The 24,293-nt window shown below is 72.9% G+C and carries 21 protein-coding genes; 10 read left to right on the top strand and 11 right to left on the bottom strand.

Annotated features, from left to right (window positions below):
• Positions 1–4: 4 nt before the first annotated feature.
• Positions 5–1,924 carry a helix-turn-helix domain-containing protein gene (locus tag KBX06_RS12000; RefSeq protein WP_210834669.1) on the top strand — a complete coding sequence of 640 codons (1,920 nt, stop codon included), beginning with the start codon at positions 5–7 and terminating at the stop codon, positions 1,922–1,924.
• Between the two features lie 51 nt (positions 1,925–1,975).
• Here the strand turns inward: KBX06_RS12000 and KBX06_RS11995 are convergent, their stop codons facing one another.
• Complete coding sequence (locus KBX06_RS11995) at positions 1,976–2,584, bottom strand: TetR/AcrR family transcriptional regulator (RefSeq protein WP_210834554.1); 609 nt, start codon at positions 2,582–2,584, stop codon at positions 1,976–1,978.
• Between the two features lie 11 nt (positions 2,585–2,595).
• Positions 2,596–4,164 (bottom strand): MFS transporter, encoded by a 1,569-nt coding sequence (locus KBX06_RS11990; protein ID WP_210834553.1) that lies wholly within the window; start codon positions 4,162–4,164, stop codon positions 2,596–2,598.
• 748 nt (positions 4,165–4,912) lie between these two features.
• On the opposite strand from KBX06_RS11990, the gene KBX06_RS11985 reads away from it, so the two are divergent.
• Complete coding sequence (locus tag KBX06_RS11985) at positions 4,913–5,509, top strand: hypothetical protein (protein WP_210834552.1); 597 nt, start codon at positions 4,913–4,915, stop codon at positions 5,507–5,509.
• A gap of 141 nt (positions 5,510–5,650) precedes the next feature.
• Here the strand turns inward: KBX06_RS11985 and KBX06_RS11980 are convergent, their stop codons facing one another.
• The 6 genes from KBX06_RS11980 to KBX06_RS11955 are packed head-to-tail and all read right to left on the bottom strand — an operon-like array spanning position 5,651 to position 10,999.
• Positions 5,651–6,307, bottom strand: a complete 657-nt coding sequence (locus tag KBX06_RS11980; protein WP_307854604.1) for a transcriptional regulator — start codon at positions 6,305–6,307, stop codon at positions 5,651–5,653.
• Between the two features lie 49 nt (positions 6,308–6,356).
• Positions 6,357–7,373, bottom strand: a complete 1,017-nt coding sequence (locus tag KBX06_RS11975; protein ID WP_210834551.1) for a branched-chain amino acid ABC transporter permease — start codon at positions 7,371–7,373, stop codon at positions 6,357–6,359.
• On the bottom strand, positions 7,370–8,251 hold the full coding sequence (locus KBX06_RS11970) for a branched-chain amino acid ABC transporter permease (protein ID WP_210834550.1): 882 nt from the start codon (positions 8,249–8,251) through the stop codon (positions 7,370–7,372). The genes KBX06_RS11975 and KBX06_RS11970 overlap by 4 nt, the downstream gene beginning before the upstream one ends.
• Positions 8,252–8,258: 7 nt before the next feature.
• Entirely contained in the window at positions 8,259–9,518 is a 1,260-nt protein-coding gene (locus KBX06_RS11965) for an ABC transporter substrate-binding protein (RefSeq protein WP_210834549.1), read from the bottom strand.
• 40 nt (positions 9,519–9,558) lie between these two features.
• The gene (locus KBX06_RS11960; RefSeq protein WP_210834548.1) at positions 9,559–10,251 is read right to left on the bottom strand and encodes an ABC transporter ATP-binding protein; all 693 of its coding nucleotides are present in this window, start codon (positions 10,249–10,251) and stop codon (positions 9,559–9,561) included.
• Positions 10,238–10,999, bottom strand: a complete 762-nt coding sequence (locus KBX06_RS11955; RefSeq protein WP_210834547.1) for an ABC transporter ATP-binding protein — start codon at positions 10,997–10,999, stop codon at positions 10,238–10,240. Before KBX06_RS11955 ends, KBX06_RS11960 begins: the two co-directional genes overlap by 14 nt.
• Before the next feature lie 309 nt (positions 11,000–11,308).
• Here KBX06_RS11955 and KBX06_RS11950 point away from each other — a divergent pair, with 309 nt between their 5' ends.
• Positions 11,309–12,169, top strand: a complete 861-nt coding sequence (locus tag KBX06_RS11950; RefSeq protein WP_210834546.1) for an SPFH domain-containing protein — start codon at positions 11,309–11,311, stop codon at positions 12,167–12,169.
• A gap of 40 nt (positions 12,170–12,209) precedes the next feature.
• Here the strand turns inward: KBX06_RS11950 and KBX06_RS11945 are convergent, their stop codons facing one another.
• Both KBX06_RS11945 and dnaE read right to left on the bottom strand, forming a co-directional pair.
• On the bottom strand, positions 12,210–13,247 hold the full coding sequence (locus KBX06_RS11945; RefSeq protein ID WP_210834545.1) for an aminotransferase class V-fold PLP-dependent enzyme: 1,038 nt from the start codon (positions 13,245–13,247) through the stop codon (positions 12,210–12,212).
• 131 nt (positions 13,248–13,378) lie between these two features.
• The gene (gene dnaE, locus KBX06_RS11940) at positions 13,379–16,909 is read right to left on the bottom strand and encodes a DNA polymerase III subunit alpha (RefSeq protein WP_210834544.1); all 3,531 of its coding nucleotides are present in this window, start codon (positions 16,907–16,909) and stop codon (positions 13,379–13,381) included.
• A 258-nt stretch (positions 16,910–17,167) separates the two neighbouring features.
• On the opposite strand from dnaE, the gene KBX06_RS11935 reads away from it, so the two are divergent.
• Complete coding sequence (locus KBX06_RS11935) at positions 17,168–17,731, top strand: RNA polymerase sigma factor (RefSeq protein ID WP_210834543.1); 564 nt, start codon at positions 17,168–17,170, stop codon at positions 17,729–17,731.
• Between the two features lie 317 nt (positions 17,732–18,048).
• On the top strand, positions 18,049–18,294 hold the full coding sequence (locus tag KBX06_RS27745; protein WP_247685711.1) for a hypothetical protein: 246 nt from the start codon (positions 18,049–18,051) through the stop codon (positions 18,292–18,294).
• A gap of 9 nt (positions 18,295–18,303) precedes the next feature.
• On the opposite strand, the gene KBX06_RS11925 is transcribed toward KBX06_RS27745, so the two are convergent.
• On the bottom strand, positions 18,304–19,896 hold the full coding sequence (locus tag KBX06_RS11925) for a serine/threonine-protein kinase (protein ID WP_210834541.1): 1,593 nt from the start codon (positions 19,894–19,896) through the stop codon (positions 18,304–18,306).
• A gap of 194 nt (positions 19,897–20,090) precedes the next feature.
• On the opposite strand from KBX06_RS11925, the gene KBX06_RS28355 reads away from it, so the two are divergent.
• From KBX06_RS28355 to KBX06_RS11900, 5 genes are all read left to right on the top strand, one after another.
• Positions 20,091–20,699, top strand: coding sequence for a hypothetical protein (locus tag KBX06_RS28355; RefSeq protein WP_210834540.1), 609 nt, complete (start codon positions 20,091–20,093; stop codon positions 20,697–20,699).
• 134 nt (positions 20,700–20,833) lie between these two features.
• Positions 20,834–21,175, top strand: coding sequence for a PadR family transcriptional regulator (locus KBX06_RS11915; RefSeq protein ID WP_089001033.1), 342 nt, complete (start codon positions 20,834–20,836; stop codon positions 21,173–21,175).
• Positions 21,172–22,122, top strand: coding sequence for a permease prefix domain 1-containing protein (locus tag KBX06_RS11910; RefSeq protein WP_210834539.1), 951 nt, complete (start codon positions 21,172–21,174; stop codon positions 22,120–22,122). The genes KBX06_RS11915 and KBX06_RS11910 overlap by 4 nt, the downstream gene beginning before the upstream one ends.
• A 137-nt stretch (positions 22,123–22,259) precedes the next feature.
• Positions 22,260–23,546 carry a sensor histidine kinase gene (locus KBX06_RS11905; protein ID WP_210834538.1) on the top strand — a complete coding sequence of 429 codons (1,287 nt, stop codon included), beginning with the start codon at positions 22,260–22,262 and terminating at the stop codon, positions 23,544–23,546.
• On the top strand, positions 23,543–24,262 hold the full coding sequence (locus KBX06_RS11900; protein ID WP_210834537.1) for a response regulator transcription factor: 720 nt from the start codon (positions 23,543–23,545) through the stop codon (positions 24,260–24,262). Before KBX06_RS11905 ends, KBX06_RS11900 begins: the two co-directional genes overlap by 4 nt.
• Positions 24,263–24,293 lie beyond the last annotated feature (31 nt).

Below are 24,293 nucleotides of genomic sequence, written 5' to 3'. Positions count from 1 at the left end.
CACAATGTCGGTCATGTCGTCACCGGTGGAGTTCCTGGAACTGCTCGCCCGCGAGGCCGCCGCGGTGGAGTTCGAGGGGCCGCTCGTCGCCGCCCGCGCCGCGGGCGTGCCGCCGGAGCGGCTCGCCGAGCTGGAGCAGGCCAAGACGGTGGCGCTGCGGGTCCGCGCGCTGCTGGAGCGCCGCCGCCGCCGGGAGGTCGAGCTCTCCGGGTTGTACGACACGGTCAGCGACCTGGCCGGGCTGCGCGACCTGGACGACGTGCTGCGCGCGATCGTGCACCGGGCGCGCAACCTGCTCGGCGCGGACGTCGCCTACATGACCCTCGACGACGACGAGCGCGGCGACACGTACATGCGGGTGACCGACGGTTCGGTCTCCGCCCGCTTCCAGCGGCTGCGGCTGCCGATGGGTGCCGGCCTCGGCGGTCTGGTGGCCCAGTCCGGCGCCCCGTACGTCACCGCGAACTACCCGGAGGACGAGCGCTTCCACCACACCGGCGAGATCGACGCCGGGGTCGGCGAGGAGGGCCTGGTGGCCATCCTCGGGGTGCCGCTGCGGCTCGGCTCGACCTCGATCGGGGTGCTCTACGCGGCCAACCGCTCGGCCCGGCCGTTCGTCCGGGAGGAGGTGGCGCTGCTGGTGTCCCTCGCCGCGCACGCCGCGGTGGCCATCGACACCGCGCGCCTGCTCGCCGAGACGCGGGCGGCGCTGGAGGAGCTGTCGGCGGCGAACACCACCATCCGCGCGCACAGCACGTCGGTGGAACGGGCCGCGGCGGCGCACGACCGGATGACCGCGCTGGTGCTGCGCGGCGGCGGCGTGGAGGACGTCGCCTCGGCGGTCACCGACGTGCTCGGCGGGGCGCTGCTGGCGCTCGACGCGGAGGGCCGGCGGCTGGCCCGGGTCGGTGAGATCGAGGAGCCGGACCGGGTGGACATGGTGGAGGCGGTGGCCGCGTCGCGTACGGAGGGCCGCAGCGTGCGCCGGGGCCGGCTCTGGTACGCCGCCGTGGTGGCCGGGGCGGAGAACCTGGGCGCGCTGGTGCTGCGCCCCGACGACGAGCTGGTCGACGCCGACCAGCGGATCCTCGAGCGGGCGGCGCTGGTGACGGCGCTGCTGCTGCTGTTCCGGCGTACCGTCGCCGAGGCCGAGGGGCGGGTCCGGGGCGAGCTGCTCGACGACCTGATCGCCCGGCCGCTGCGGGACACGGACGCCCTGCGCAGCCGGGCCCGCCGGCTCGGGGTGGACCTGGACGCGCCGCACGTGCTGGTGGCGGTCGGCGACGACGCCATCGCCCCGACCGGCTCGGCCCGGCAGCGGGTGCTCTCCTGGGCCACCACGTACGCCTCGACCCGCGGCGGGCTGGCCGCGGCGCGCGACGGGCGGGTGGTGCTGATGCTGCCCGGTCAGGACGCGGGCGGCAGCGCCCGGGCGGTGGCCCGGGACCTGTCCCGGGTGACCGGCCGGCCGGTGACCGCCGGGGCGAGTGGCCCGTCGGCGGGGCCGGCGTCGCTGGCCGCGACGTTCGCCGAGGCGGAGCGGTGCCTGACCGCGCTGGGTGCGCTGGGCCGCTCGGGGCAGGGGGCGAGCACGGCCGAGCTGGGCTTCGTCGGGCTGTTGCTGGGCGCGGTCGGCGACGGGGGCGACAGGGACGTGGACCGGTTCCTGACCGCCACGGTCGGGCCGGTGGTCGACTACGACGCCCGGCGGGGCACCGCGCTGGTGAAGACCCTGGAGGCGTACTTCGGGGTGGGTGGCAGCCTGGCGCGCGCCGCCGAGCTGCTGCACGTGCACGTCAACACCGTCACCCAGCGGCTGGAGCGGGTCGGGCAGTTGCTCGGCGCGGACTGGCAGCGGCCGGAGCGGGCGCTGGAGGTGCAGCTGGCCCTGCGCCTGCACCGCCTGCGTACGCCCGGCACCTGACCGCCGCCGGAGCGCCTGCGCGCCCGCCGCCGGGACCGCCGGGCGGGCCCGTCAGGGGGCGCGGATGCCGTCCAGGACGCCGTCGACGATGCGCTGTGGCAGGATCGCCTCGTCGAGGTCGGGGTGCCAGCGCAGGACGCGCTGCACCAGCATCGGGCCGGTCAGCATCGCCATGACCACCTCGACGTCGAGATCCGCGCGCAGCTCGCCGGAGCGCATGCCGCGGCGCAGCACCTCGCGCATCATCTCCCGCCGGGGCTCGATGATGCTCTGGTAGAGCTGGTACTGCTCGGGGCTGCGATTGACCTCCGGCACCAGGCAGGGCATGATCCGCGCCGCCCGCGGGTCGATGTGGTGGCCGACCGCCCCGACCAGCAGGATCAGGTCGTCGCGGACCGAGTGCCCGGCGGGCTCCGGCGGGGTGCCCTTGAGCGTACGCAGGGCGTCGCGCAGCAGCGCGTCCTTGCCGGGCCAGCGGCGGTAGATGGTGGCCTTGCCGACCCCGGCGCGGGCGGCGATCGCCTCGATCGAGATCACCTCGATCGTGCTGCCCTCGGCGAGCAGGTCGAGGGTGGCCTCGACGATCGCCTCGTCCGCGCGGACGCTCCTCGGCCGCCCGGGCGGCCGGGGAACGTCCGCGGTGGAAGTCATGTCGGACATTGTCCCCGAAGCTAGGCGGTCCCGGCCAACTCGGGTTCCGCCACCGGCGCGGGCGTTCCCGCCGGGGTCGCGGCACGGCCGGGCATCCAGCGCAGCACCACGACGATGCCGAGGGCGGCGACCGCCGCGGCGAGCCCCGCCGCCCAGTGCATCGCCGTCAGGAAGGCGTCGTCGGCGACCGCGATCAGCTGCGGCGCCGCCGGCCCGAGCCGACCCGCCGCGGCGTACGCGCCGGAGATGGACTCGCCCGCCACCTGGCCCGCCCCGGCGGGCAGGTCCCGCAGGGCGGGGTCGACCTCGGCCCGGTAGACCGCGGAGAGCACCGACCCGAGCACCGCCACGCCGAGCGCGCCGGCCACCTGCCGCACCGTGTTGCTGACCGCCGAACCGACGCCGGCCTTCTGTCGGGGCAGCGCGGACATGATGGACTCCGTGGCCGGCGGCATGATGTTGGCCATCCCGGTGCCCTGGAGGAAGAAGACGACCAGCACCACCCAGACCGGGGTGGTCGCGTCGACGAAGGCGAACGCGCCGAGCGCCACGACGGTCAACGCCAGCCCGACCGTCGCGACCGCCCTGCCGCCGTACCGGCGGACCATCGCCGCGCTGCTCGGGGCGAAGACGAGCTGGGCCGCGGCGAAGGGCAGGTAGAGCAGGCCGGTCTCCAGCGGGCTGAACCCGCGCACCAGTTGCAGGTAGAACGAGCTGAAGAACATCACGCCCATCGCGGCGAAGAAGACCAACCCGACGATGGCCACCGGCGCGGCGAAGCGGGGCACCCGGAACAGCCGCACGTCCAGCGACGGGTGGTCGCTGCGCCGCTCGTACCCCACGAACCAGGCCAGCACCGCCAGGCCACCGACGATCGCGGCCCAGACCACCGGGCGGCCGAAGCCGTGCTCGCCGCCGTCGATGATGCCGTACGTCAACGCGACGAGCCCGACCACCGACAGCAGCACGCCGACGACGTCGACGCGGCCCGGATCCGGGTCCCGCGACTCCGGTACGAGCAGCGCCACCAGCACCACGCCGAGCGCCACCACCGGCACGTTGATCAGGAAAACCGAGCCCCACCAGTAGTGCTCCAGCAGCGCACCGCCGAGGATCGGGCCGATGGCGACGGCCAGGCCGACCGCGCCGGCCCAGACGCCGATCGCCCGACCTCGCTCGCGGGGGTCGAACACGTTGGAGATGATCGAGAGCGTGACCGGCATGATGGCCGCGCCGCCGACCCCCATCAGCGCGCGGGCCGCGACGAGTTGCGCGGGGCTCTGCGCGTACGCCGACAGCAGCGACGCCAGCCCGAAGAGCACCAGCCCGATGAGCAGGAAGCGCTTGCGCCCGGCGCGGTCGCCGAGGACGCCGAAGGTGAACAGCAGGCCGGCGAAGACCAGCGTGTAGGAGTTGATCGACCACTCCAGCTCGGCCTGACTCGCGCCGAGGCCGTGCACCGGGTCGGCGAGCGTCCGCAGCGCGACGTTGAGGATCGTGTTGTCCAGGACGACCACGAGCAGGCTGATCACCAGCACCCCGAGGATCGCCCACCTCCTCGGGTGTCCCGTGTTCTCGTGCGGTGGCATCTTCGTGTTCTCCCCCGGCCCCGTTTCGATACGGGCAAGACTCGTAATTCAGTGCGAGCGTAGGCGGGTCGCTATCGATACGGAACCGGTTCGTATCTTATGTGGCGGCGGTCACTCGCCACCTCTTCCCGGGTGCGCTTCGCCGCCGGGTGGTCGCCCCGCCGTGCGGGATCCGGGCCCTGCTTCAGACCTTGGCGAGAAACGGCCCCTCCGAGGGCCGTCTCCTACCAGGATCTCCATCGGTCGCAGGTGACCCGCCTGCGACCGATGTCCGGTTGCGGGACGGCTGTCCGGGTGGCCCTGGCCGATCGGGCACCCCGGGTCGTCGTCGGGGCGCATGACGGCGGGGTGCCCGGTTTCGGCGTGTGACCGGGGGCATCGTGGGGGCGGAATCGTGGCCGGGGCGGGGTCGTTACACCCTGCGTACGACCGAGCAGGGCAGGGCCACGCCGCCGCGATGGCGTGCCGGGGCCCCCGGAATGATGGCGGGCCGGCGGTCGTTACACATGGTCCGACCGACGTGCGGGGCACCCCCCGCCCCGCGCAACAGCCCGGGTCCTTCCGACCCGCGCCGGTCACACATCCGGCCGACACGGCCGATCTGATCCTTCCTCCGGTACGACGCCGGAGATCTCCTCCGGCTCGACCGGAGATCCCCCGAGTTCACGAGCGCCGGACGGTGCTTGCACCCGCGCGAAGCCGATCCCCCTCGGTGTGTGGGTGCCGACCCCCGAATGGAGCATCTGCGATGAACACGATCATCCGTAAGAGCGTTCTCGGCATCGCGGGTCTGGCCGTTGCCGGTGGTCTGGCCGCCGGTCCGCTGAACCACAGCGACACCACCGCCCCGGTGCAGGCGGCGACCCCGATCACCGCCGTCGCCGTGCAGGCTGACAAGCCGGACATGGGCAAGCTGGTGCCGCATGGTGTGCAGGGCGCGCAGTCGCGTGTCGACCTGACCGACGAGCAGGTGGCCAACGTCAAGGCGATCATCGCGGCGACGAAGAAGGCCGGCATGGACGAGCGCGCCGCCGTGGTCTCGATCGCCACCGCGTTGCAGGAGTCGAAGCTGGAGAACCTGGGTCACCTGGGTGACCGCAACGACCACGACTCGCAGGGCCTGTTCCAGCAGCGCCCGTCCAGTGGTTGGGGCACGGTCGAGCAGATCACCGACCCCGAGTACTCCACCCTGGCGTTCCTCAAGGGCCTCAAGCAGGTCGACGGCTGGCAGGACATGCCCCTGACCGAGGCCGCGCAGACGGTGCAGGTGTCGGCGTACCCCGACCACTACGCCCAGTGGGAGCAGCAGGCCGCCGACCTCGTCGCCGAGCACTGGAACAACTGACCACAGACTTTCCACCACAAGGGGGATCGCTGGCCGGCACCCGAACCCGGGGTGCCGGCCAGCGGCACGTCCACTCGACGACGCGCCCCGCCGACGTACGCACCCGGCTGGCCGGTGACGCCTACCCGGCCCGCGCCCGCGTCAGGGCAGGAACGGCGCGGAGCAGGCGGCGACGGCGGCGGGCAGCGTGGACAGGCGGGTCGCCGGCGAGCTGAGCGGCTCGATCCAGCCCGGGCCGGCACCGTACACCCGGATGGCCGGGAGGTCGCGGGCGAAGCGCACCAGGCGGTACGCGCGCCCGGTGACCGGCGTCTGGGCCCAGACCACGACGATGCGCGGGCGGACGCGGCGGGCGGCGCTGGCGAGCGCCGTCCACGGCAGCGCCGGCCCGAGCAGCAGGCTGCCAAGTGACCGTTCCCGCAGCGCTGCGGCCAGCGCGAGCAGGCCGAGACAGTGCGTCTCCTGCTCGGCGCCCGCCAGCAGCACGCCGCCGGTGGGCAGTGGACGGCCCGGTACGCGCCGGAAGACGTCCAGGCCGACACGGATGCCCTCGACGAGTGCGTGCTCGACGGCGACCTCGATCGCGGTGTGCCCGGGCAACGCGGCCAGCATCGGCACGCAGACCTGCTCCCACAGGGCCGCCGCGCCCCACTCGTCGGCCACCTCGACGACGAGCGCGGCGACCCGGTTGGCGTCGAGGTCCTCGGCGGCCAGCGAGAGCTGCTTGTGCGCGGTCTCGACGGCCCCCACCGGCATGGGATCGGTCAGCACCAGACGTACCCCCGGGTAGACGTTCACTACCCGGGGCTTCGTCGGGAGGGGTGCGGATGGATGCGCCCAGGTGCGACTACCGCCGGCGGGACGCCGCCCAGCGCGTCGCCAGGGCCGCGGCGCTGCCCCAGACGCCGCGCCGGAACACCAGCACGACGAGGACGAAGATCCCGCCGGTGACCAGGCCGATCGCCTCGAACCCGGAAAACGACAGCCAGTCCTCCAGTCGGACCAGGATGCCCGCGCCGAGCACCCCGCCCCAGAGCGTGCCGATGCCGCCGAGCACCACCACGATGACCGCCTTGCCGGAGGTGGTCCAGTGCAGCACGTCGAGGGAGACGAAGCGGTGGCCGACGGCGAACAGCCCGCCGCCGAGCCCGGCGATGAAGCCCGACAGCACGAACGCGGTCAGCTTGTAGCGGTGCACCGGGTAGCCGAGCGCGCGGGCGCGGGCCGGGTTGTCGCGGATGCCGACCAGTACCCGCCCGAAGGGCGAGTGCACGATCCGCCAGGCGGCGGCCAGCCCGAGCAGCACGATCGGCAGGATCGCGTAGTAGAAGTAGTAGTCGTCGGTCAGGTCCAGCCCGAACAACTCCCGGGGCACCCCCTGCAGGCCGTTCTCGCCGCGGGTGACCGAGCGCCACTCGTTGGCGACGTAGTAGACCATCTGCGCGAACGCCAGGGTGACCATGGCGAAGTAGATGCCGGTCCGCTTCACCGCCAGATAGCCGATCGGCACCGCGAGGACGGCCGCCGCGAGCGCCCCGGCCAGCACCGCCGCCGGGAACGGCAGGCCGAGGTGGATGGCCGTCAACCCGGTGACGTACGCGGAGGCGCCCCAGAACGCCGTGTGCCCGAAGGACATCAGCCCGGTGAAGCCGAGCAGCAGGTCCACGGCGACGGCGAACAGCGCCCAGCAGAGGATGTCCACCGCCACCGCCGGGTAGAGCCCGTTGGGCAGCCAGAACGCCACCAGCAGCCCGACGGCGAGCAGCGCGTAGCGGACCCAGCCGGGGGCCCGGGTCACGGCGAGCAGCCCGGATCTCGGCGCCGGGCGACCGGCGTCGGTCTCGGTGTCGACGGTGCTCGTCACGCCGGTGCCTCCTCACGGCCGAACAGCCCGGCCGGGCGCCACAGCAGCACGACGGCCATCACGATGAAGACGATCGTCTGCGACACGATCGGGAAGTCGGACAGGTACGCCTCACCCCACGCCTGCACGAGGCCGATGCCGAAGCCGGCGGCGACGGAGCCGAAGATCGAGCCCAGCCCGCCGATCACCACCACCGCGAAGACCACGATGATGAGGTCGGCGCCCATCAGCGGGTTCACGGCCCGCATCGGCGCGGCCAGCACCCCGGCGAGCCCGGCGAGGCCGATGCCGAAACCGAAGACCGGGGTGACCCAGCGTCCGACGTCGATGCCGAACGCCCGGGTCAGCTCGGGCCGCTCGGTCGACGCCCGGACCACCATGCCGATCCGGGTGCGGGTGAGCACCCACCAGACGCCGACGCAGACGGCGACCGCGAAGCCGAGGATGAAGACCCGGTAGGTGGGAAAGTCGAAGAGTCCGAAGTCGACCGACCCGCTGAGCGCGGCCGGGGTCTCGTACGGGCTGGACTGCACGCCGTAGCGGAGCTTCACCAGGTCCTGGAGGATGAGTGTCAGGCCGAAGGTGAGCAGGAAGTTGTAGAGCGGGTCGAGCCGGGTGAGGCGGCGGATGAAGGCCCGCTCCAGTGCCGTACCCACCAGGGCCAACCCCACCGGCATGATCACCAACGCCGCCCAGAACGGCACGCCCGCCTCGGTGAGCAGCACGTACGCGCCGAAGGCGCCCAGCATGTAGAACGCGCCGTGGGCGAAGTTGACCACCCGCAGCATGCCGAAGATGACCGCGAGCCCGAGGGCGAGCAGGGCGTAGAACGCCCCGCCCACCAGCCCGTTGAACGTGTTCTGCAGGAAGCCGGTCATGCCCTGGTCACATCTTGCAGTCCGCCGACGGGGCGCGGAACGCCTCGGCGGCGGGAATGGTCTTGAGAACCTTGACGTAGTCCCACGGCTCGGCGACCTCGGACTGGGGCTTGACCTGGGCCAGGTACGCGTCGTGGATCACCCGGTGGTCCTCGGCGCGGATCTTGCCGTTGCGCAGGAAGACGTCGTTGACCTCCTTGCCCTCCAGTTCCCTGACCACCGTGTCGGCGTCGTCCGTGCCGGCGGACTGCGCGGCCTCCAGGTACTGGATGGCGGCGGAGTAGTTGGCCGCGTGCGCGAAGGACGGCCGGGTGCCGGTCTCCTTCTGGAACCGGTCGGCGAACTCGCGGTTCTGCTGGTCGAAGTTCCAGTACCAAGCGTCGGTGTACGTGGTGCCGGCGAGCGCGGCCGGGGTCAGCGAGTGGATGTCGGTGATGAACATCAGGCCCACGGCGAGCCCGACCCCCTTCTCCCGGAGCTTGAACTCGTTGTACTGCTTGACCACGTTGACCAGTTCCGCGCCGGCCTGCATGGTGCCGAGCACCTGCGGCTTCGGGTTGAGCGTCGGCGCCTTGAGCAGGAAGGTGGAGAAGTCGCCGCTGGTGTTCGGGAAGGGCGCCCCGTCCTTGCCGACGACCTGTCCGCCGGCGGCGGTGATGGCGGTGGAGAAGCTCTTCTCCATGTCCTGGCCGAAGGCATAGTTCGGGTAGAGGATGTACCAGTTCTTTCCGACCTGCTCCGTGGCGGTCCTCCCGGTGCCGTTGGCCAGCATGTAGGTGTCGTACGCGTAGTGGAACGTGTACTTGTTGCAGCTCTTGCCGGTCAGGTCGGTGGTCGCGGCGCCGATGTTGAAGTAGAGCTTCTCCTTCTCCTTCGCCACGTCGGCAACCCGCAGCGCCGCCGAGGAGGTCGGCACGTCGAGGATGAGGTCGACGCCCTGGCGGTCGTACATCTCCTGGGCCTTGGTGTTGGCGATGTCGGGCTTGTTCTGGTGGTCGGCGGTCTCCACGGTGATGTCCTTCGTCACCGCCTTGTCGCCGTGCTTGGCCTTGAAGTCGGCGATGGCCATCTCCACGGCCTTGACCGAGTTCCTGCCGGACAGCTCCGAGTACGCACCGGACTGGTCGTTCAGCACGCCCAGCACGATCCTGCCGCCGGTCAGCTTCTGGTCCCCGCCCGACTGCGGACCCCCGCCGCCGCAGCCCGCGACCAGCACCATCGCCGCCGCCGAAGCGGCGGCCACACCCACCGTCCCTCGCATGCCCATCCCTCCACCCCGCGCGCCGCGCGGGTCGTCGAATCGGAATTCAGATGCCGAGGTACGACAGCAGCTCCCGCTCCCGGGAGCGCACCTCGGAGTTGTCCATCGCCTCCACGACGCGTCCCTCGGCCAGCAGGTAGTGCCGGTCGGCGACACCGGTGGCGAAGTGCAGGTTCTGTTCGACCAGCAGCACGGTCACCCCGTGCCGCTTGGCCTCGCGCAGGAGGTCGCCGACCTGCTGCACGAGCAGCGGCGAGAGTCCCTCGGTCGGTTCGTCGCAGAGCAGCAGCCGGGCGCCCATCCGCAGCACCCGGGCCAGCGCGAGCATCTGCTGCTCGCCGCCGGAGAGCTTGGTGGCGGCCGAGTCCCGCCGCTGGTGCAGGGCGGGGAACGCCTCGTACACACGCTCCAGCGGCCACGGGTCGGGCCCGACCCTCGGCGGCAGGGTGAGGTTCTCCGTCACGCTCAGCGTGGCGTAGCTGCCCCGGTCGTCGGGGACCCAGCCGAGCCCCAACCGCGCCCGCCGGTACGCGGCCAGCCTCCCGATGTCCCGCCCGTCCAGCTCGATCCTGCCGCGCTGGCCGGCGTGCAGGCCCATCACGCAGCGCAGTAGTGTGGACTTGCCGGCGCCGTTGCGCCCGACGAGGGTGACCACCTCGCCGGCGGCGACGTCCAGCCCGACCTCCCGCAGCACCTGCGCCTCGCCGTACCAGGCGGACAGGTTCTCAATGCGCAGCACCGGCGGCTCCCAGGTAGGCGGTGATCACGCGCTCGTCGGCGCGCACCTGCTCGTACGGGCCCTCGACGAGGACCCTGCCGGCCTGTAGGACGGTGACGGTGTCGGCGAGCCGGCCGACGACGCTCATGTTGTGCTCGACCAGCACCACCGTCCGGCCCCGCCGGACCCGCGCGACCAACTCCACGGTGCGGTCGACGTCCTCCAGGCCCATCCCGGCGGTCGGCTCGTCGAGCAGCAGCACCTTCGGGTCCAGGGCGAGGGCGATGGCCAGCTCCAGCGCCCGCTTGCGCCCGTACGCCAGCGACTCGGCGGGGGCCTCGGACAGCTCGGCCAGCCCGACCATGTCGAGCAGTTCGTCGGCCCGGTCGGTGTAGCGGCGCATCAGCTTCGCCGAGCGCCAGAACCGCCAGCCCAGTCCGCTCGGGCTCTGCAACGCCAACTCGACGTGCTCCCGCGCGGAGAGCTGCGGGAAGAGGCTGGTGATCTGGAACGACCGGGCGACGCCGAGCCGGGCGACCCGCTCGGGGGGTAGCCCGGTCACGTCGCGCCCGTCCAGCTCGATGCGCCCACCGCTGGGTCGCAGGAAGCCGGTGAGCAGGTTGAACAGGGTGGTCTTCCCGGCGCCGTTGGGGCCGACGAGCGCATGGACGCTGTCCGCCGCGATGTCGAGGTCGACCCCGTCGACCGCCCGGAAACCCCGGAAGTCACGGGTCAGCCCGCGGGCCGCCAGGAGCGCTTGCCCGGCCATCGCCTACTCCTTCGTAGGTCCGGCGACAGCCTGATCGGTGACCGGGGTCACATGGCCGTCGTGTGCTGGAAACCTACGGCGACGCCGGGACGTCGAACTATGTCGATGGCAGCCACATTCCGGGACGCCGGACCGTGCGGGAACTCCACCCCGCCGCCCGGCCACCCCGCCCACCCGGCATCGACGATCGTGATCGACGGGTCGTTCCGCACCACGCCCATGTGGGCACGCCACGCCGCGCCCCACCCGCGCTCACCTTGACGGGTGCTCCTAGGGTGATGGCCCCCTCCTGCGAAAGGTGCCGAGCGAATGCCCTTCGGCTTCACAGTTGCCATCATCTTCGCCGTCGGCCTGGCGATCTCCGGCCTGCTCGCGCTCGCCGCCTCGCAAACGTCGACGAAGGGGACCGCCACCCTGGCCGCGTTCGCCTGCCTCGTCGGCGCGGTCGTGTTCACCGTCGGCTCCAGCGCCAACTCCGTGCCGATCCGCTCGGTCGGCATCGTCACCAGCTTCAACAAGCCGACGGGCAAGGTCACCGGCTCGGGCCTGAAGTGGGTCGCCCCCTGGCACAAGGTCGGCGAGTGGGACGCGGGCCGGCAGAAGTACGACCACATCGGCGGCGACCACTGCGTCCGGGTCCGCACCGGCACGCTCGCCGACGCCTGCGTCGAGGTGCTCGTCGAGTGGCAGGTCAAGCCGGAGAACGCGCCGAAGCAGTTCATGGACTACAAGGGCGACTTCGACAGCTTCCGGGGTCAGCGGGTGGGCGTCCAGCTCGACAGCGCCGTCAACGACGCCTTCGCCACGTACAACCCGCTGGAGAAGATCGACTCGAACACCGGCAGCCTGAACGTGGACCTGAAGCCCTTCGCCGAGAGCATCAAGACCAGCGCGGAGGCGCGGCTCTCCAGCGACGTCGACATCCTGTCGGTCACGATCACCCGGGTCAACCACGACGACAAGACCGAGGGCAACATCAAGGCCTTCCAGGACAAGCTCGCCCAGACGCGCAACCTGGAACAGGACCGCAAGAACGCCGCCATCCAGAAGCAGATCACCGAGACGAACGCGAAGGTCGACAAGGTCTCGCGGTGCCTGGAGATCGCCGAACGCAACGGCAGCAACCCCGGCCTCTGCATCAACCCCGGCATCGTCACCGGCACCAAGTGACCGCCCGACGGCGCTGACCGCGCCCCGGACGCGCCCCGGTTCAGCCGGTGAGCGCGTCCAGGGCGAGGTCGACGTCGTCCTCGGTGGAGTAGACATGGAAGGACGCCCGGACCCGGCCGGCGCGGACCGCCGCCCGGACGCCGGCCCGCTCCAGTCGCTCGGCCGCGCCGGGCACCTCCACCGCGACGATGGCGCTCTCCCCCGGCGGACGGCCCAGCCCGGCAAGGAACCGGTTGGCCAGGGCGACGTCGTGCGCGTGCACGGCCGGCACGCCGATCTCGGCGACCAGTTCCAGGGCCGGGGCCGTGCCGACCCAGCTGAACCAGGCCGGCGAGATGTCGAACCGGCGGGCGTCGGCGGCCAGGCGCAGCGGCGGACCGTAGTAGGAGTCGTGCGGGTCCTCCCCCGCGTACCAGCCGGCGGCGTCGGGGCGCAGCCGCTCCCGCAGCGCGGGCGCCAGGTAGGCGAACGCGGAGCCGCGCGGGGACATCAACCACTTGTACGCCCCGACCGTGACCACGTCGGCGAGGCCCGCGTCGAACGGCAGCCAGCCGCACGCCTGGGTGGCGTCGACCGCGACGAGGGCGCCGTGCGCCCGGGCCGCCGCGACGATCTCGGCGTACGCGGCGACCGCCCCGTCGGCCGACTGCACCAGGCTGAACGCGACCAGGTCCGTGTCGGCGTCGATCGCGTCGACGAGACCGGCCAGCGGCACGGTACGCACCCGCACGCCCCGCTCGGCCTGCACCAGCCACGGGAAGAGGTTGGAGGTGAACTCGACCTCCGGCACCACGACGGTCGCGCCGGCGGGCAGGGCGGCGGCGACCGGGGCCAGCAGCTGCGAGACCGTGCTGCCGACCGCGACGTCGGCGACCGGCACCCCCACCAGGCCGGCGAACGCCGCCCGGGAGCGTTCGGTGGCCGCGCCCCAGCCCTCCCACGAGGTACGCCCGGCCCGCCAGTCGACCAACGCGTCCTGCACCGCGTTCCACGCCGGCTCGGGCGGAAGCCCGTAGCTGGCGGTGTTCAGCCAACCCGGCTGCGGCTGCCACAACTTCTGCGCCTGTGCGATCTCCACCCCACCGACGCTAGCCACCCGCACCGCGTACCGCCGATGGCCAATCCCGCACTCGCGGCCCCGGCCGGCGCACGGGTCGCGCCCGACGCCCGCCCGGCCGAGGATCGCGGGGCTGCCGGTGCGCGGCGGCGTCAGCTGACGTTGGCGGGGCCGAGGACGCTCTTCAGGTCGCCCATCAGCGCGGTGGTGGCCGCCACCCGGAACGGCCCCAGCCGCAGGGTGGTGGTCCGCCCGCCGTTGAGCAGCTTGACGTGCACCTCGGTGTCGCCCGGGTGCAGCACCAGGGTCTCCTTGAGCCGCTCCACCAGCGGCGGGGTGCACCGGTGCACCGGAATGGTCAGGGTGATCGGCTTGCTGCCCGGGGTGCTGCTGACGTCCGGCATGGACATGTCCATGGCCATGATCCGGGGGGTGTCGTCGCGCCGGTCCACCCGCCCCTTGACCACCACGATGGCGTCCTCGGCGATGTACTGCCCGATCACCTCGTAGGTGTTGGGGAAGAAGAGGGTCTCCACGCCGCCGGCGAGGTCCTCCAGGGTGGCCGACGCCCAGGCGCGGCCCTGCTTGGTGACCCGCCGCTGCACGCCGGAGAGGATGCCGGCGAGGGTGACCACGGCCCCGTCTCCGACGGTGCCCTCCTCCGACAGTGCGGCGATGGTGGTGTCCGCCGCCGCGCCGAGCACGTGCTCCAGGCCGAAGAGCGGGTGGTCGGAGACGTAGAGGCCGAGCATCTCGCGTTCGAAGGCGAGCTTGTCGCGCTTGTCCCACTCCCCGTCGCCGATCACCGGCATCACCGTGGTGCTGTTGGTGTCGGCGTCGCCGAAGCCGGCGCCGAAGAGGTCGTACTGGCCGACGGCCTCCTTGCGCTTGACGTCGGCGTACGCGTCGATCGCCTCCGCGTGCACCGTGAGCAGCGCCTTGCGGGAGTGCCCGAGCGAGTCGAACGCCCCGGCCTTGATCAGCGATTCGATGGTCTTCTTGTTGCAGACCACGGCGTCGACCTTGGACAGGAAGTCGTAGAAGTCGGCGTACTCGCCCTTGGCGTCGCGGCAGCGCATGATCGCGGCCACGACGTTGGCGCCGACGTTGCGCACCGCGCCCAGGCCGAACCGGATCTCCTTGCCGACGGGGGTGAACGGCCCGGCTGAGGTGTTCACGTCCGGCGGCAGCACCTGGATGCGCATCCGGCGGCACTCCGACAGGTAGAGCGCCATCTTGTCCTTGTCGTCGCCGACGGAGGTGAGCAGCGCCGCCATGTACTCGGCCGGGTAGTGCGCCTTCAGGTACGCGGTCCAGTACGACACCAGCCCGTACGCCGCCGAGTGCGCCTTGTTGAAGGCGTACCCGGCGAACGGGACCAGCACGTCCCAGACCTTCTGGATCGCCTCGTCGGAGTAGCCGTGTGCCCGGCAGCCGTCCCGGAAGGGGATGAACTCCTTGTCGAGGATCTCCTTCTTCTTCTTGCCCATCGCCCGGCGCAGCAGGTCGGCCTGGCCGAGGGTGTAGCCGGCGAGGATCTGCGCAGCGCGCTGCACCTGCTCCTGGTAGACGATCAGGCCGTGGGTGGGCGCGAGGATCTCCCGCAGCGGCTCCTCCAGCTCCGGGTGGATCGGGGTGATCTCCTGCAGGCCGTTCTTGCGCAGCGCGTAGTTGGTGTGCGAGTCGACGCCCATCGGGCCGGGCCGGTAGAGCGCGAGGACGGCGGAGATGTCCTCGAAGTTGTCCGGCTTCATCATCCGCAGCAGGGAACGCATCGGCCCGCCGTCGAGCTGGAACACGCCCAGCGTGTCGCCCCGGGCCAGCAGCTCGTACGCGGGCTTGTCGTCCAGCGGCAGGGCCAGCAGGTCCAGCTCCTTGCCGTGGTTGAGCTGGATGTTCTTCACCGCGTCGTCGATGATCGTCAGGTTGCGCAGGCCGAGGAAGTCCATCTTCAACAGCCCGAGCGATTCGCACGTCGGGTAGTCGAACTGGGTGATGATGACCCCGTCGGAGTCCCGGCGCATCAGCGGGATGTGGTCGACGATCGGTTCGGCGGACATGATGACGCCGGCGGCGTGCACGCCGGTCTGCCGGATCAGCCCCTCGATGCCCCGGGCCGTGTCGATGACCTTCTTGACGTCCGACTCGGCCTCGTACATGCCCCGGAGCTCGCCGGCCTCGGCGTAGCGCGGGTGCTTGGGGTCGAAGATCCCCTCCAGCGGGATGTCCTTGCCCATCACCGCCGGGGGCATCGCCTTGGTGATCCGGTCGCCGACCGCGTACGGGTAGCCGAGCACCCGGGCCGAGTCCTTGATCGCGGCCTTCGCCTTGATGGTGCCGAAGGTGGCGATCTGGGCGACCTTGTCCTCGCCCCACTTGTCGGTGACGTACTTGATCACCTCGCCGCGCCGACGCTCGTCGAAGTCGATGTCGACATCCGGCATCGAGACGCGCTCGGGGTTGAGGAACCGCTCGAAGATCAGGCCGTGCTGGATCGGGTCGAGGTCGGTGATGCCCAGCGCGTACGCCACCAGCGAGCCGGCGGCGGAGCCACGGCCGGGGCCCACCGCGATGCCCTGGTTCTTGGCCCACTGGATGAAGTCGGCGACCACGAGGAAGTACGACGGGAAGCCCATCTGGGTGATGACGCCCAGCTCGTACTCGGCCTGCCTGACGTGCCCCTCGGGGATGCCGCCGGGGTAGCGCCGGTCCAGCCCGGCGAAGGTCTCCTTGCGGAACCAGGACGCCTCCGTCTCCCCCTCGGGCACGGGGAAGCGGGGCATCAGGTTGTGGAACTCGAACATCCCGGCGGGGTCGACCTTCTCGGCCACCAGCAGGGTGTTGCGGCAGCCCTCCAGCCACAGGTCGGAGTTGTCGACGGCGCGCATCTCGTCGGCGGACTTGATGTAGTAGCCGCTGCCGTCGAACCGGAACCGGTTCGGGTCGGCGACGTTCGCCGCCGTCTGCACGCAGAGCAGTACGTCGTGCGCCTCGGCCTGGGACTCGTGGGTGTAGTGCGAGTCGTTCGTGACCACGGGCGGGATGTCCAGCTTGCGGGAGATGTCGTGCAGCTCCTGGCGGACCCGGCGCTCGATGCTGATGCCGTGGTCCATGACCTCCAGGAAGTAGTTCTCCTTGCCGAAGATCTCCTGGTATCTCGCGGCGGCCTTGAGCGCCTCGTCGTACTGGCCCAGGCGCAGCCGGGTCTGCACCTCACCGGAGGGACAGCCGGTGGTGGCCATCAACCCCTCGGAGTTGTCGGCCAGCAGCTCCGCGTCCATCCGCGGCCACTTGACGAAGAACCCCTCGGTGTAGGAGCGACTGGTGAGCTTGAAGAGGTTGTGCAGGCCGGTCTTGTTCTTCGCCCAGATCGTCATGTGGGTGTAGCCGCCGCTGCCGGAGACGTCGTCGCTCTTCTGCTCCGGCCGGCCCCAGCGCACCCGCTGCTTGTGGAACCGCGACTCGGGCGCCACGTACGCCTCGATGCCGAGGATCGGGGTGACGCCGGCGGCCATCGCCTGCTTGTAGAAGTCGTTCGCGCCGTGCATGTTGCCGTGGTCGGTCATCGCCACCGCCGGCATGCCCTGCCGCTTGACCTCGGCGAAGAGGTCCTTGAGCCGGGCCGCCCCGTCGAGCATCGAGTACTCCGTGTGCACGTGCAGATGCGCGAACGAATCGCCCATGCGTGGCGCCCCCCGGGTCGGATCTTGGGATGGTCGAGCTCGGACGGCCTACCCTATCGCCGCCACCGGGGGCCCCTGAAGCTGCCGCGCCCGCCGGAGCGGGCCGGGGTGTCCCGGGCCTCCCCGACCGCCCCGGCCCCGGCCTCCGGCAGTCGGTTCCCGGACTCGTGGCACCCCGTCCGGCGGCGGCGACCGTAATCTGAGCGGACGGTGTCCGGAGCCTGAGCCGACGGCATCCGGCGAGCATTGGACGACCTGATGCCCCTCCCGGACGGTGTCGAACAATTGGCCGCCTCGGCGTCGCGCGGCGATCCCGTGGCGCTCGACGCGCTGCTGGTCGCGGTCCGCCCCGAGGTGCTGCGGCTCTGCGCCCGCCTGCTGCCCCACCGCGAGGACGCCGAGGAGGCGTGCCAGGACGCGCTACTCGCCCTGGCCCGGGGCGTCGGCCGGTTCGAGGGCCGCTCGTCGTTCCACACCTGGCTGTACCGGCTGTCGGCCAACCGGGCCCGCTCCACCTACCGGGTGCTCCGGCGGCGCTGGCTGGTGGAGGCCGGCGGCGTACCGCTGCCGGAGCCGGTGGATCCGCGCCGCACGAGCGTGGTCGCCGGCACCCGGCTGGACCTGCTCGACGCCCTCGACGCGCTCCGTCCCGAACTGGCCGAGGCGGTGACCCTGCGCGACGTGCTCGGGCTCGGCTACCGGGAGATCGCCGCCCTGCTCGGCCTGCCCGAGGGCACCGTCAAGTCGCGCATCCACGAGGCCCGCCGACAACTGCGCCACCGGCTCTCCGGCGAGCCCGCCGCCGAGCGGCGGCGGCGGTGAGCGCGCGGCGGCTCGTCGGGATCGCGGTGGTCGCCGTGACCGTGGCCGTCGCGGGGTGCGGCGGCGGGGAGGCGCCCGTCTCGCCCCTGCCAGTGCAGACACCGGCAGCGCCGACCTCCCGCTCCCCCGGCCCGCCGTCGGCCACCCCGTCGTCCGCCACCCCCTCGTCCGCCTTACCGTCGTCCGGGCCCGGCACGTCGGCCGTCGTCCCCCCGGCCCGACGGCCCCCGCCGGCCGCGCGCCCGACGACCGCCGCCGGGCGTACGCCGGGCACGACGCGGTCGCCGAGCGGGCCGCCCGGCACCTGCTTCGGGGCGGTGCGCCACGACGTGGTGCTGGCCGAGACCGAGCTGGCGCTGCTCACCTCGCTCTGCTTCGCCACCGCCGGGGTGCTGCGGATCATCGGCATCGGCCCGGGCGAGGTGACCGTGGACCGGGAGGACCTGGTCTCCCGCAGCTACGAGGCGGGGGTGGTCGACATCCGGTTCGTCCGCCCCGGCGCCGTGGCCGTGCTGATCCCGCAGGGCGGCACGACGCACACGGTCACCGTGGTGGTGCGGTGACCGGCGGGCTCACCCCACCCGTACCCCGGCCAGCAGGGTGTCGACGAAGTTGGCCCGACTGTCGGTCGGGGGTGTGACCTGCACGTAGATCAGGCCGGTGCGGCCGGGGGCGAGCGCGGCGGCCTCGACGATCTCGGGCCGGCCCTGGTCGCAGGTGAACCGGGCGACCACCCACTCCACGCCGGCCTGCCGGGTGCGGCGTACCGGCGCGGCGGCACAGGCCGCGTGCGGACGCTCGGCTACGAATCCCGCCGGGGTGGTCCGCGCGGCGAGGCCCGCCGACAGCCCGACGAAGGCGCCCGGCACACTCGGGTCGGCCGCCCACCGGCGCGGGTCGGGCGACATCACCAGGGCCGGTTCGAGCCGGCCGTCGTCGCCGTACCGGCCGGCCCAGCCGGTGCCGACGGCTCGCCATCCGGGCGGCAGCGCGACGGTCACCCGCCCGCTCGTCCAGCTCCCGGTGTCCCGTCCGCCCGTCGTGCCGTCCCCGGCCGTGGCTCCGGCCCCGACGAGGGCCAGCACGCCCAGCGCCAGCACGCCGAGCCGCCCCCGGGCGACCGGCCGTACCCGTGCACGCGCAGGCCGGGGCGGGCTGCCGGACGGTCCGGCGGTGGGTGCGGGGGCGACTCGCGAATTCCTCGGTGACCCGCCGGCGACGACCCGGGCAGGCGGCGGGCCGGGCGGCCCGGGTGCCGACGCCGGGCAGACGGACCCGGGCGGCCCGGTGGCGGCGTGCCGCAGGGCGACACGGAAGGCGGCGGCGTCCGGGTACCGGTCGGCGGGTCGGCGCGCGGTGGCCCGGCGCAGGACCGCGGCCACCCCGGGCGCGACGGTCGCCGCACCACCGCCGGTGTCGGCCCCGGCAGTCGCACCGGCGTCGACGTCGGCGGCGGCAGTCGCGCCGTCGCCGGCAGTCGCGGCGTCGGCGGCGGCGTCGGCGTCGGCGTCGGCTGCGTCCCCGGCGGCTGCGACGGCGGCGACCGGGCCGAGGAGCCGCAGGCCGAGGCGGCCCAGGCCGTACACGTCGGCGCGGGTGTCGACGACGGCCAGCGGGTCGTCCTGCTCGGGGGCCATGTAGCCGGGGGTGCCGGCCCGGGCGGTGAGACCGGAGGCGGCGGCGAGGGCCTTGGCCAGCCCGAGGTCGGCGATCAGCACCCGCTCGCCGTCCGGGCCCGAGCGGAACAGGACGTTGCCCGGCGTCAGGTCGCGGTGCACCACGCCGTGGCGGTGCAGGACGGCGACCCCGACGGCGATCTCGGCCAGCAGGTCCAGGGCGGCGGACGGAGGCATCGGGCCGGCCGCCAGCCGGTCCTGCAAGCTGCCACCGTCGGCCCAGGCCATCACCGAGTACGGCCGGCCGTCGGCCAACTCGCCGGCGGCGTGGACACGGATCAGCCGCTCGTCGTCGAGGCGGCGCAGCAGGCGGGCCTCGTCGAGGAAGCGTTCGCGTACCCGCAGGTCGTGGTGCCAGTTCTCGGCCAGCACCTTGATCGCGACCCGGGAGTCGAGCACCGGGTCGTAACCCAGCCAGACCGTCGCGAACGACCCGGTGCCCAGCAGCCGCTCGATCCGGTAGGGCCCGATCCGCTCCGGACTGGTCACCGCACCACCCCCGACACCGGCGCCGCCGGCCGCCGTTCCGCCTCGACAGTAGACGGCGCGTCGGCCCGGCGGCAGCCCTCGACAGCGCGGCCGGGCCGCCCCGCGGCGCGTCGGTCGGAAACCCGACGAACCGATCCGGTCGGCGGGGAGACCAAGAGGACAAGGACACCCGCACCATCGAGGAGGAGATCCCCGTGCACCGTCTCTCGTACACCGTCGTCACCGCCCTGCTGGCCACGGCCGGGCTCGTACCGATCACCCTGGCGGCCCCGGCCGCCGCCGCACCCCGGCCGCCCGTCGCCGCCGGCCACCCGACCGGCGCCCCCGGCACGGCGGCCCGGGTCGCCGCCGAGCGCGACGAGGTCCGGATCATCAGCGTCCGGGGCGCCGGACCGTTCCGGATCGGGGCCGCCCTGGCCCGCCTCACGGCGGCCGGCCTGATCGACTGGGTCGCCCCCGACTGCGACGGCACGGTCCACACCGGCGTCACCGGGGCCTGGGCGGGCAAGATCCTGCTGACCTTCCGCGACGGGCGGCTGGTGGGGGTGGGCACCGCCTCCGCGCCGCCGCGTACGCCCGCCGGGGCGGGGGTGGGCATGTCCTTCACCGCCCTGGAGGAGATCTACGGCCCGCGCGGCTCGATGATCCGCAACGACGCGGGCGACGCCTCGGCGTACCTGGTGCGCGTCGGCTCCCGGGTCGAGTTGTTCACCGGGCACCCGTTCCGGCCCGGGGTCGGCTATCTCCAGGTCGGGCCGGCGTCCGTCGTCGAGCGCGGCTTCCGCGAGGGCCGGTCCTGCTGAGCGTTCGTCGTCCCACGGCGGCGGATCCCGGCGAGGGGTCCGCCGCCGCCTGCTCCGTCCGAACACACTGATGGTGACGCACACGATGTTGTTCCACTGGACGATAGTGTGTGGCACACAGTATCGTGTGACGCATGGTTAGCGATGAGATCCTGCGAACGCACCTCCAGGAGTTGCGTCGGGGCACCGTGGTGGTGGCGAGCCTCGTCGCGCTGCGCCGCCCCGACTACGGTTACGCGTTGCTGCAACGCCTCTCCGACCACGGCTTCCCGGTCGACGCCAACACGCTCTACCCGCTGCTGCGGCGGCTGGAGGAGCAAGGGCTGCTGACCAGCGAGTGGAACACCGAGGAGAGCCGGCCACGCAAGTTCTACCGGACCAGCGAGGAGGGCGAGTCGGTGCTGGGCCGGCTCCTCACCGACCTCGCCACCGTGCAGACCTCCCTGACCGGGCTGATCGAAGGAGCCGACCGATGACCACCCTGACCGACCGATACCTCGCCGCGACCCTTCGCTCGGTGCCGGTCGCGCGCCGTGCGGAGATCGCCACCGAGCTGCGCGCCTCGATCGAGGACATGGTCGAGGGCCGCACGGCCGGTGGGCAGGACGCCGCCGCCGCCGAACGGGAGGTGCTCACGGAGCTGGGCGACCCGGACAAGCTCGCCGCCCGCTACGCCGACCGCCGGTTGCAGCTCATCGGCCCGGCCTACTACCTGGCCTGGTCGCGGCTGATGAAGCTGCTGCTCAGCTTCATCCCGGTGCTGGTCGGCGTGCTGGTCGGCCTCGTGACGACCGCCGAAGGCGGCAGCACGGGCAGGGGAGTCGGCACCGGCGTCGTCGTCGCCTTCCAGGTGGCGGTCCAGATCTCCTTCTGGGTGACCGTGGTCTTCGCGGTGCTGGAGCGCACCAGGACTCCCCTGCACCTGCCCGAGTGGAGCGTCGACCTGCTCCCCGAGAACACCCCCGACCGCAAGATCAGCCTGGCCGACATCGCCGCCTCGGTCACCTTCCTGGGGCTGCTCATCGCCTACCTGGTGATGCAGCACTTCCGGTCGTTCGTCTCCACCGACGGTGGCGAGAACCTGCCGATCCTCGACCCGGCGCTGTGGAACTTCTGGCTCCCGTTCCTGATCGCGGTGCTGGTGGCCAGCATCGGCCTGGAGTTCGCGAAGTACCGCACAGGTCGCTGGACCTGGCCGCTGGTGGCGGCCAACGTGGTGCTCAACCTGGCGTTCGCGGTGCCGGTGATCTGGCTGACGTCGACCGACCGGCTGCTCAACCCCGAGCTGATCGCCCGCTTCGAGTGGCTCGGCGAGGCCAACCACCTCGACCTGCTGGCCGCCGCCGTCATCGCCGGCACCGTGCTGGTGGCGTTCTGGGATGTCCTCGACAGCGTCATCAAGACCTGGCGTGACCGCGGCTGATCTGACCGACGCGTCAGCCCGGCACGCCCACGCGTGCCGGGCCGGCGCGCGTACCGGCCCGCCCACCGTCAGCATCCGCCACCACCGAGGGCCCCGGCCGGGTGGCGGATCGGCGGCGGGATGAGATCCTGACCTGGATGAACAGCGACACCGACGAGGACTGGCGGCGACCGGGGCCCACCCCGGAGCAGCGCCGGCTGGACGTCTACACCGGGCTGGCCGCGACCGTCCTGGCGCTGTTCAGCCTGACCCTGGCCCGTAGCACCGGCGCGTTCCTGCTCGGGCCGCCGCCGTCCGGGCCGGAACAGATCTTCTGGACCGTCGCGGTGCCCCTGCCGCTGATCTGGCGACGCCGGTTCCCCGCCGCCGTCACGCTGGTGGTCTCGGTCGCGTTCATCGCCGCGCAGGCCCGCTCCGCCCCGGAGACGCAGCTCGCCTCGTGGGCGCTCTTCGCCGCCCTCTACACGCTGGGCGCGTGGGGCCGGGACCGGCGGCTGTCCCGGCGGCTGCGGATCGGCGTCATCGCCACCATGTTCCTGTGGCTCGGGGTCTACTACGCGACCACCTACACCAGCATCCCGGCCGACGCGTTCGCCAGGGCGGTCGGCCCGGTGCCCCCGGTGCTCGCCGCGATGGTCAGTGGCGCCCTGGTCAACGTGCTGTACTTCGGTTTCGCGTACTTCTTCGGCGAGACCGCGTGGCTGGCGGCCCGCCGCCAGCACGAGCTGTCCGCCCAGGCGGAGCGGCTGCGTCGCTCGCAGGCCGAGGTCCGCGAGCACGCCGTGGTCGGCGAGCGGCTCCGCATCGCCCGCGAACTGCACGACGTGGTCGCCCACCACGTGTCGGTGATGGGTGTGCAGGCGTCCGCCGCCCGCCGGGTGTTCGACAAGGACCCGGTGAAGGCCCGCGCCGCGCTGAGCGCCATCGAGGAGACCGCCCGCACCGCCGTCGACGAGCTGCGCCGGATGCTCGGCCTGCTGCGCGCCCGCGACGGCGGTCCGGACCACGCCGACCAGCCGGGACCAGCCGGGATCGACCGGGTCGCGGCCGTGGTCGAGCACGCCCGCGAGGCCGGCCTCCGGGCCACCATCGGGGTGTACGGGGAGCCGACGCCGCTGCCGGAGTCGGTCTCCCAGGCCGCGTACCGGGTGGTCCAGGAGGCCGTGACGAACGCGCTCAAGCACGCCGCCGGGGCGACCGCGCTCGACGTGCGGATCCGCTACCTGGTCCACGAGGTGGAGGTCGACGTGACCGATGACGGACGGGCCACCCGCCCGGCCAACGCCGACGGGCTCGGCCTGGTCGGGATGCGCGAGCGGGTCGCCACCCACGGCGGCGCGCTGGAGATCGGCCCGCGGACCGGCGGCGGCTGGCGGGTGCGGGCGCGGTTCCCGCTGCCGATGCCGGCGGGGCGGCCGGCGTGAGCGCCGACCACGCGGCGCCCGGGACCGACCGGCCGATCCGGGTGCTGCTCGCCGACGACCAGCACCTGGTGCGCACCGGCTTCCGGGTCATCCTGGAGGTGGAGGACGACATCGAGGTCGTCGGGGAGGCCGCCGACGGGGGACGTGCCGCCAGCATGACCCGGGCGCTGCGTCCGGACGTGGTGCTGATGGACGTGGAGATGCCCGGAGTCGACGGGTTGGAGGCCACCCGGCGGATCACCACCGAGGACGACGGGCCGGGCGGGCCGGCCGTGCTGATCCTCACCACCTTCGACCGGGACGACTACCTCTTCGCCGCGCTGCGCGCCGGGGCCAGCGGCTTCCTGCTCAAGAACGGCACCCCGGAGGCCCTGATCGAGGCGATCCGGGTGCTCGCCCGCGGCGACGGCCTGCTCGCCCCGGAACTCACCCGGCGGGTGATCGCCACCTTCGCCCGCCCCGGGGAGCCAGTGCCGCCCGGCGGGCGACGGACGGCTCCCGGGGAGGCGCTGCGCGAGCTCACCCCCCGCGAGCGGGAGGTGCTGGTCCTGGTCGCCGGCGGCGCCAGCAACAGTGAGATCGCCGCCGAGCTGCACCTGGGCGAGGCGACGGTGAAGACGCACGTCAGCCGGGTGCTCGCCAAGCTCGGCCTGCGCGACCGGGTGCAGGCGGTGGTCTTCGCCTACGAGCACGGGGTGGTGCGCCCCGGCGGCTGACCGGCCTCCGCCACGAGGGGGACGGCACGCT

This window comes from Micromonospora sp. C31, from assembly GCF_018070575.1.
Lineage (GTDB): Bacteria > Actinomycetota > Actinomycetes > Mycobacteriales > Micromonosporaceae > Micromonospora.
This window is presented reverse-complemented; position numbering and strand designations above follow the sequence as displayed.

What these genes read in the sequence shown, in the direction of transcription:
- KBX06_RS12000 (WP_210834669.1), top strand. Translation starts at nt 5, where the DNA reads ATGTCGGTCATGTCGTCACCGGTGGAGTTCCTGGAACTGCTCGCCCGC.
- KBX06_RS11995 (WP_210834554.1), bottom strand. Translation starts at nt 2,584, where the DNA reads ATGTCCGACATGACTTCCACCGCGGACGTTCCCCGGCCGCCCGGGCGG.
- KBX06_RS11990 (WP_210834553.1), bottom strand. Translation starts at nt 4,164, where the DNA reads ATGCCACCGCACGAGAACACGGGACACCCGAGGAGGTGGGCGATCCTC.
- KBX06_RS11985 (WP_210834552.1), top strand. Translation starts at nt 4,913, where the DNA reads ATGAACACGATCATCCGTAAGAGCGTTCTCGGCATCGCGGGTCTGGCC.
- KBX06_RS11970 (WP_210834550.1), bottom strand. Translation starts at nt 8,251, where the DNA reads ATGACCGGCTTCCTGCAGAACACGTTCAACGGGCTGGTGGGCGGGGCG.
- KBX06_RS11965 (WP_210834549.1), bottom strand. Translation starts at nt 9,518, where the DNA reads ATGGGCATGCGAGGGACGGTGGGTGTGGCCGCCGCTTCGGCGGCGGCG.
- KBX06_RS11955 (WP_210834547.1), bottom strand. Translation starts at nt 10,999, where the DNA reads ATGGCCGGGCAAGCGCTCCTGGCGGCCCGCGGGCTGACCCGTGACTTC.
- KBX06_RS11950 (WP_210834546.1), top strand. Translation starts at nt 11,309, where the DNA reads ATGCCCTTCGGCTTCACAGTTGCCATCATCTTCGCCGTCGGCCTGGCG.
- dnaE (WP_210834544.1), bottom strand. Translation starts at nt 16,909, where the DNA reads ATGGGCGATTCGTTCGCGCATCTGCACGTGCACACGGAGTACTCGATG.
- KBX06_RS11935 (WP_210834543.1), top strand. Translation starts at nt 17,168, where the DNA reads ATGCCCCTCCCGGACGGTGTCGAACAATTGGCCGCCTCGGCGTCGCGC.
- KBX06_RS11915 (WP_089001033.1), top strand. Translation starts at nt 20,834, where the DNA reads ATGGTTAGCGATGAGATCCTGCGAACGCACCTCCAGGAGTTGCGTCGG.
- KBX06_RS11910 (WP_210834539.1), top strand. Translation starts at nt 21,172, where the DNA reads ATGACCACCCTGACCGACCGATACCTCGCCGCGACCCTTCGCTCGGTG.
- KBX06_RS11905 (WP_210834538.1), top strand. Translation starts at nt 22,260, where the DNA reads ATGAACAGCGACACCGACGAGGACTGGCGGCGACCGGGGCCCACCCCG.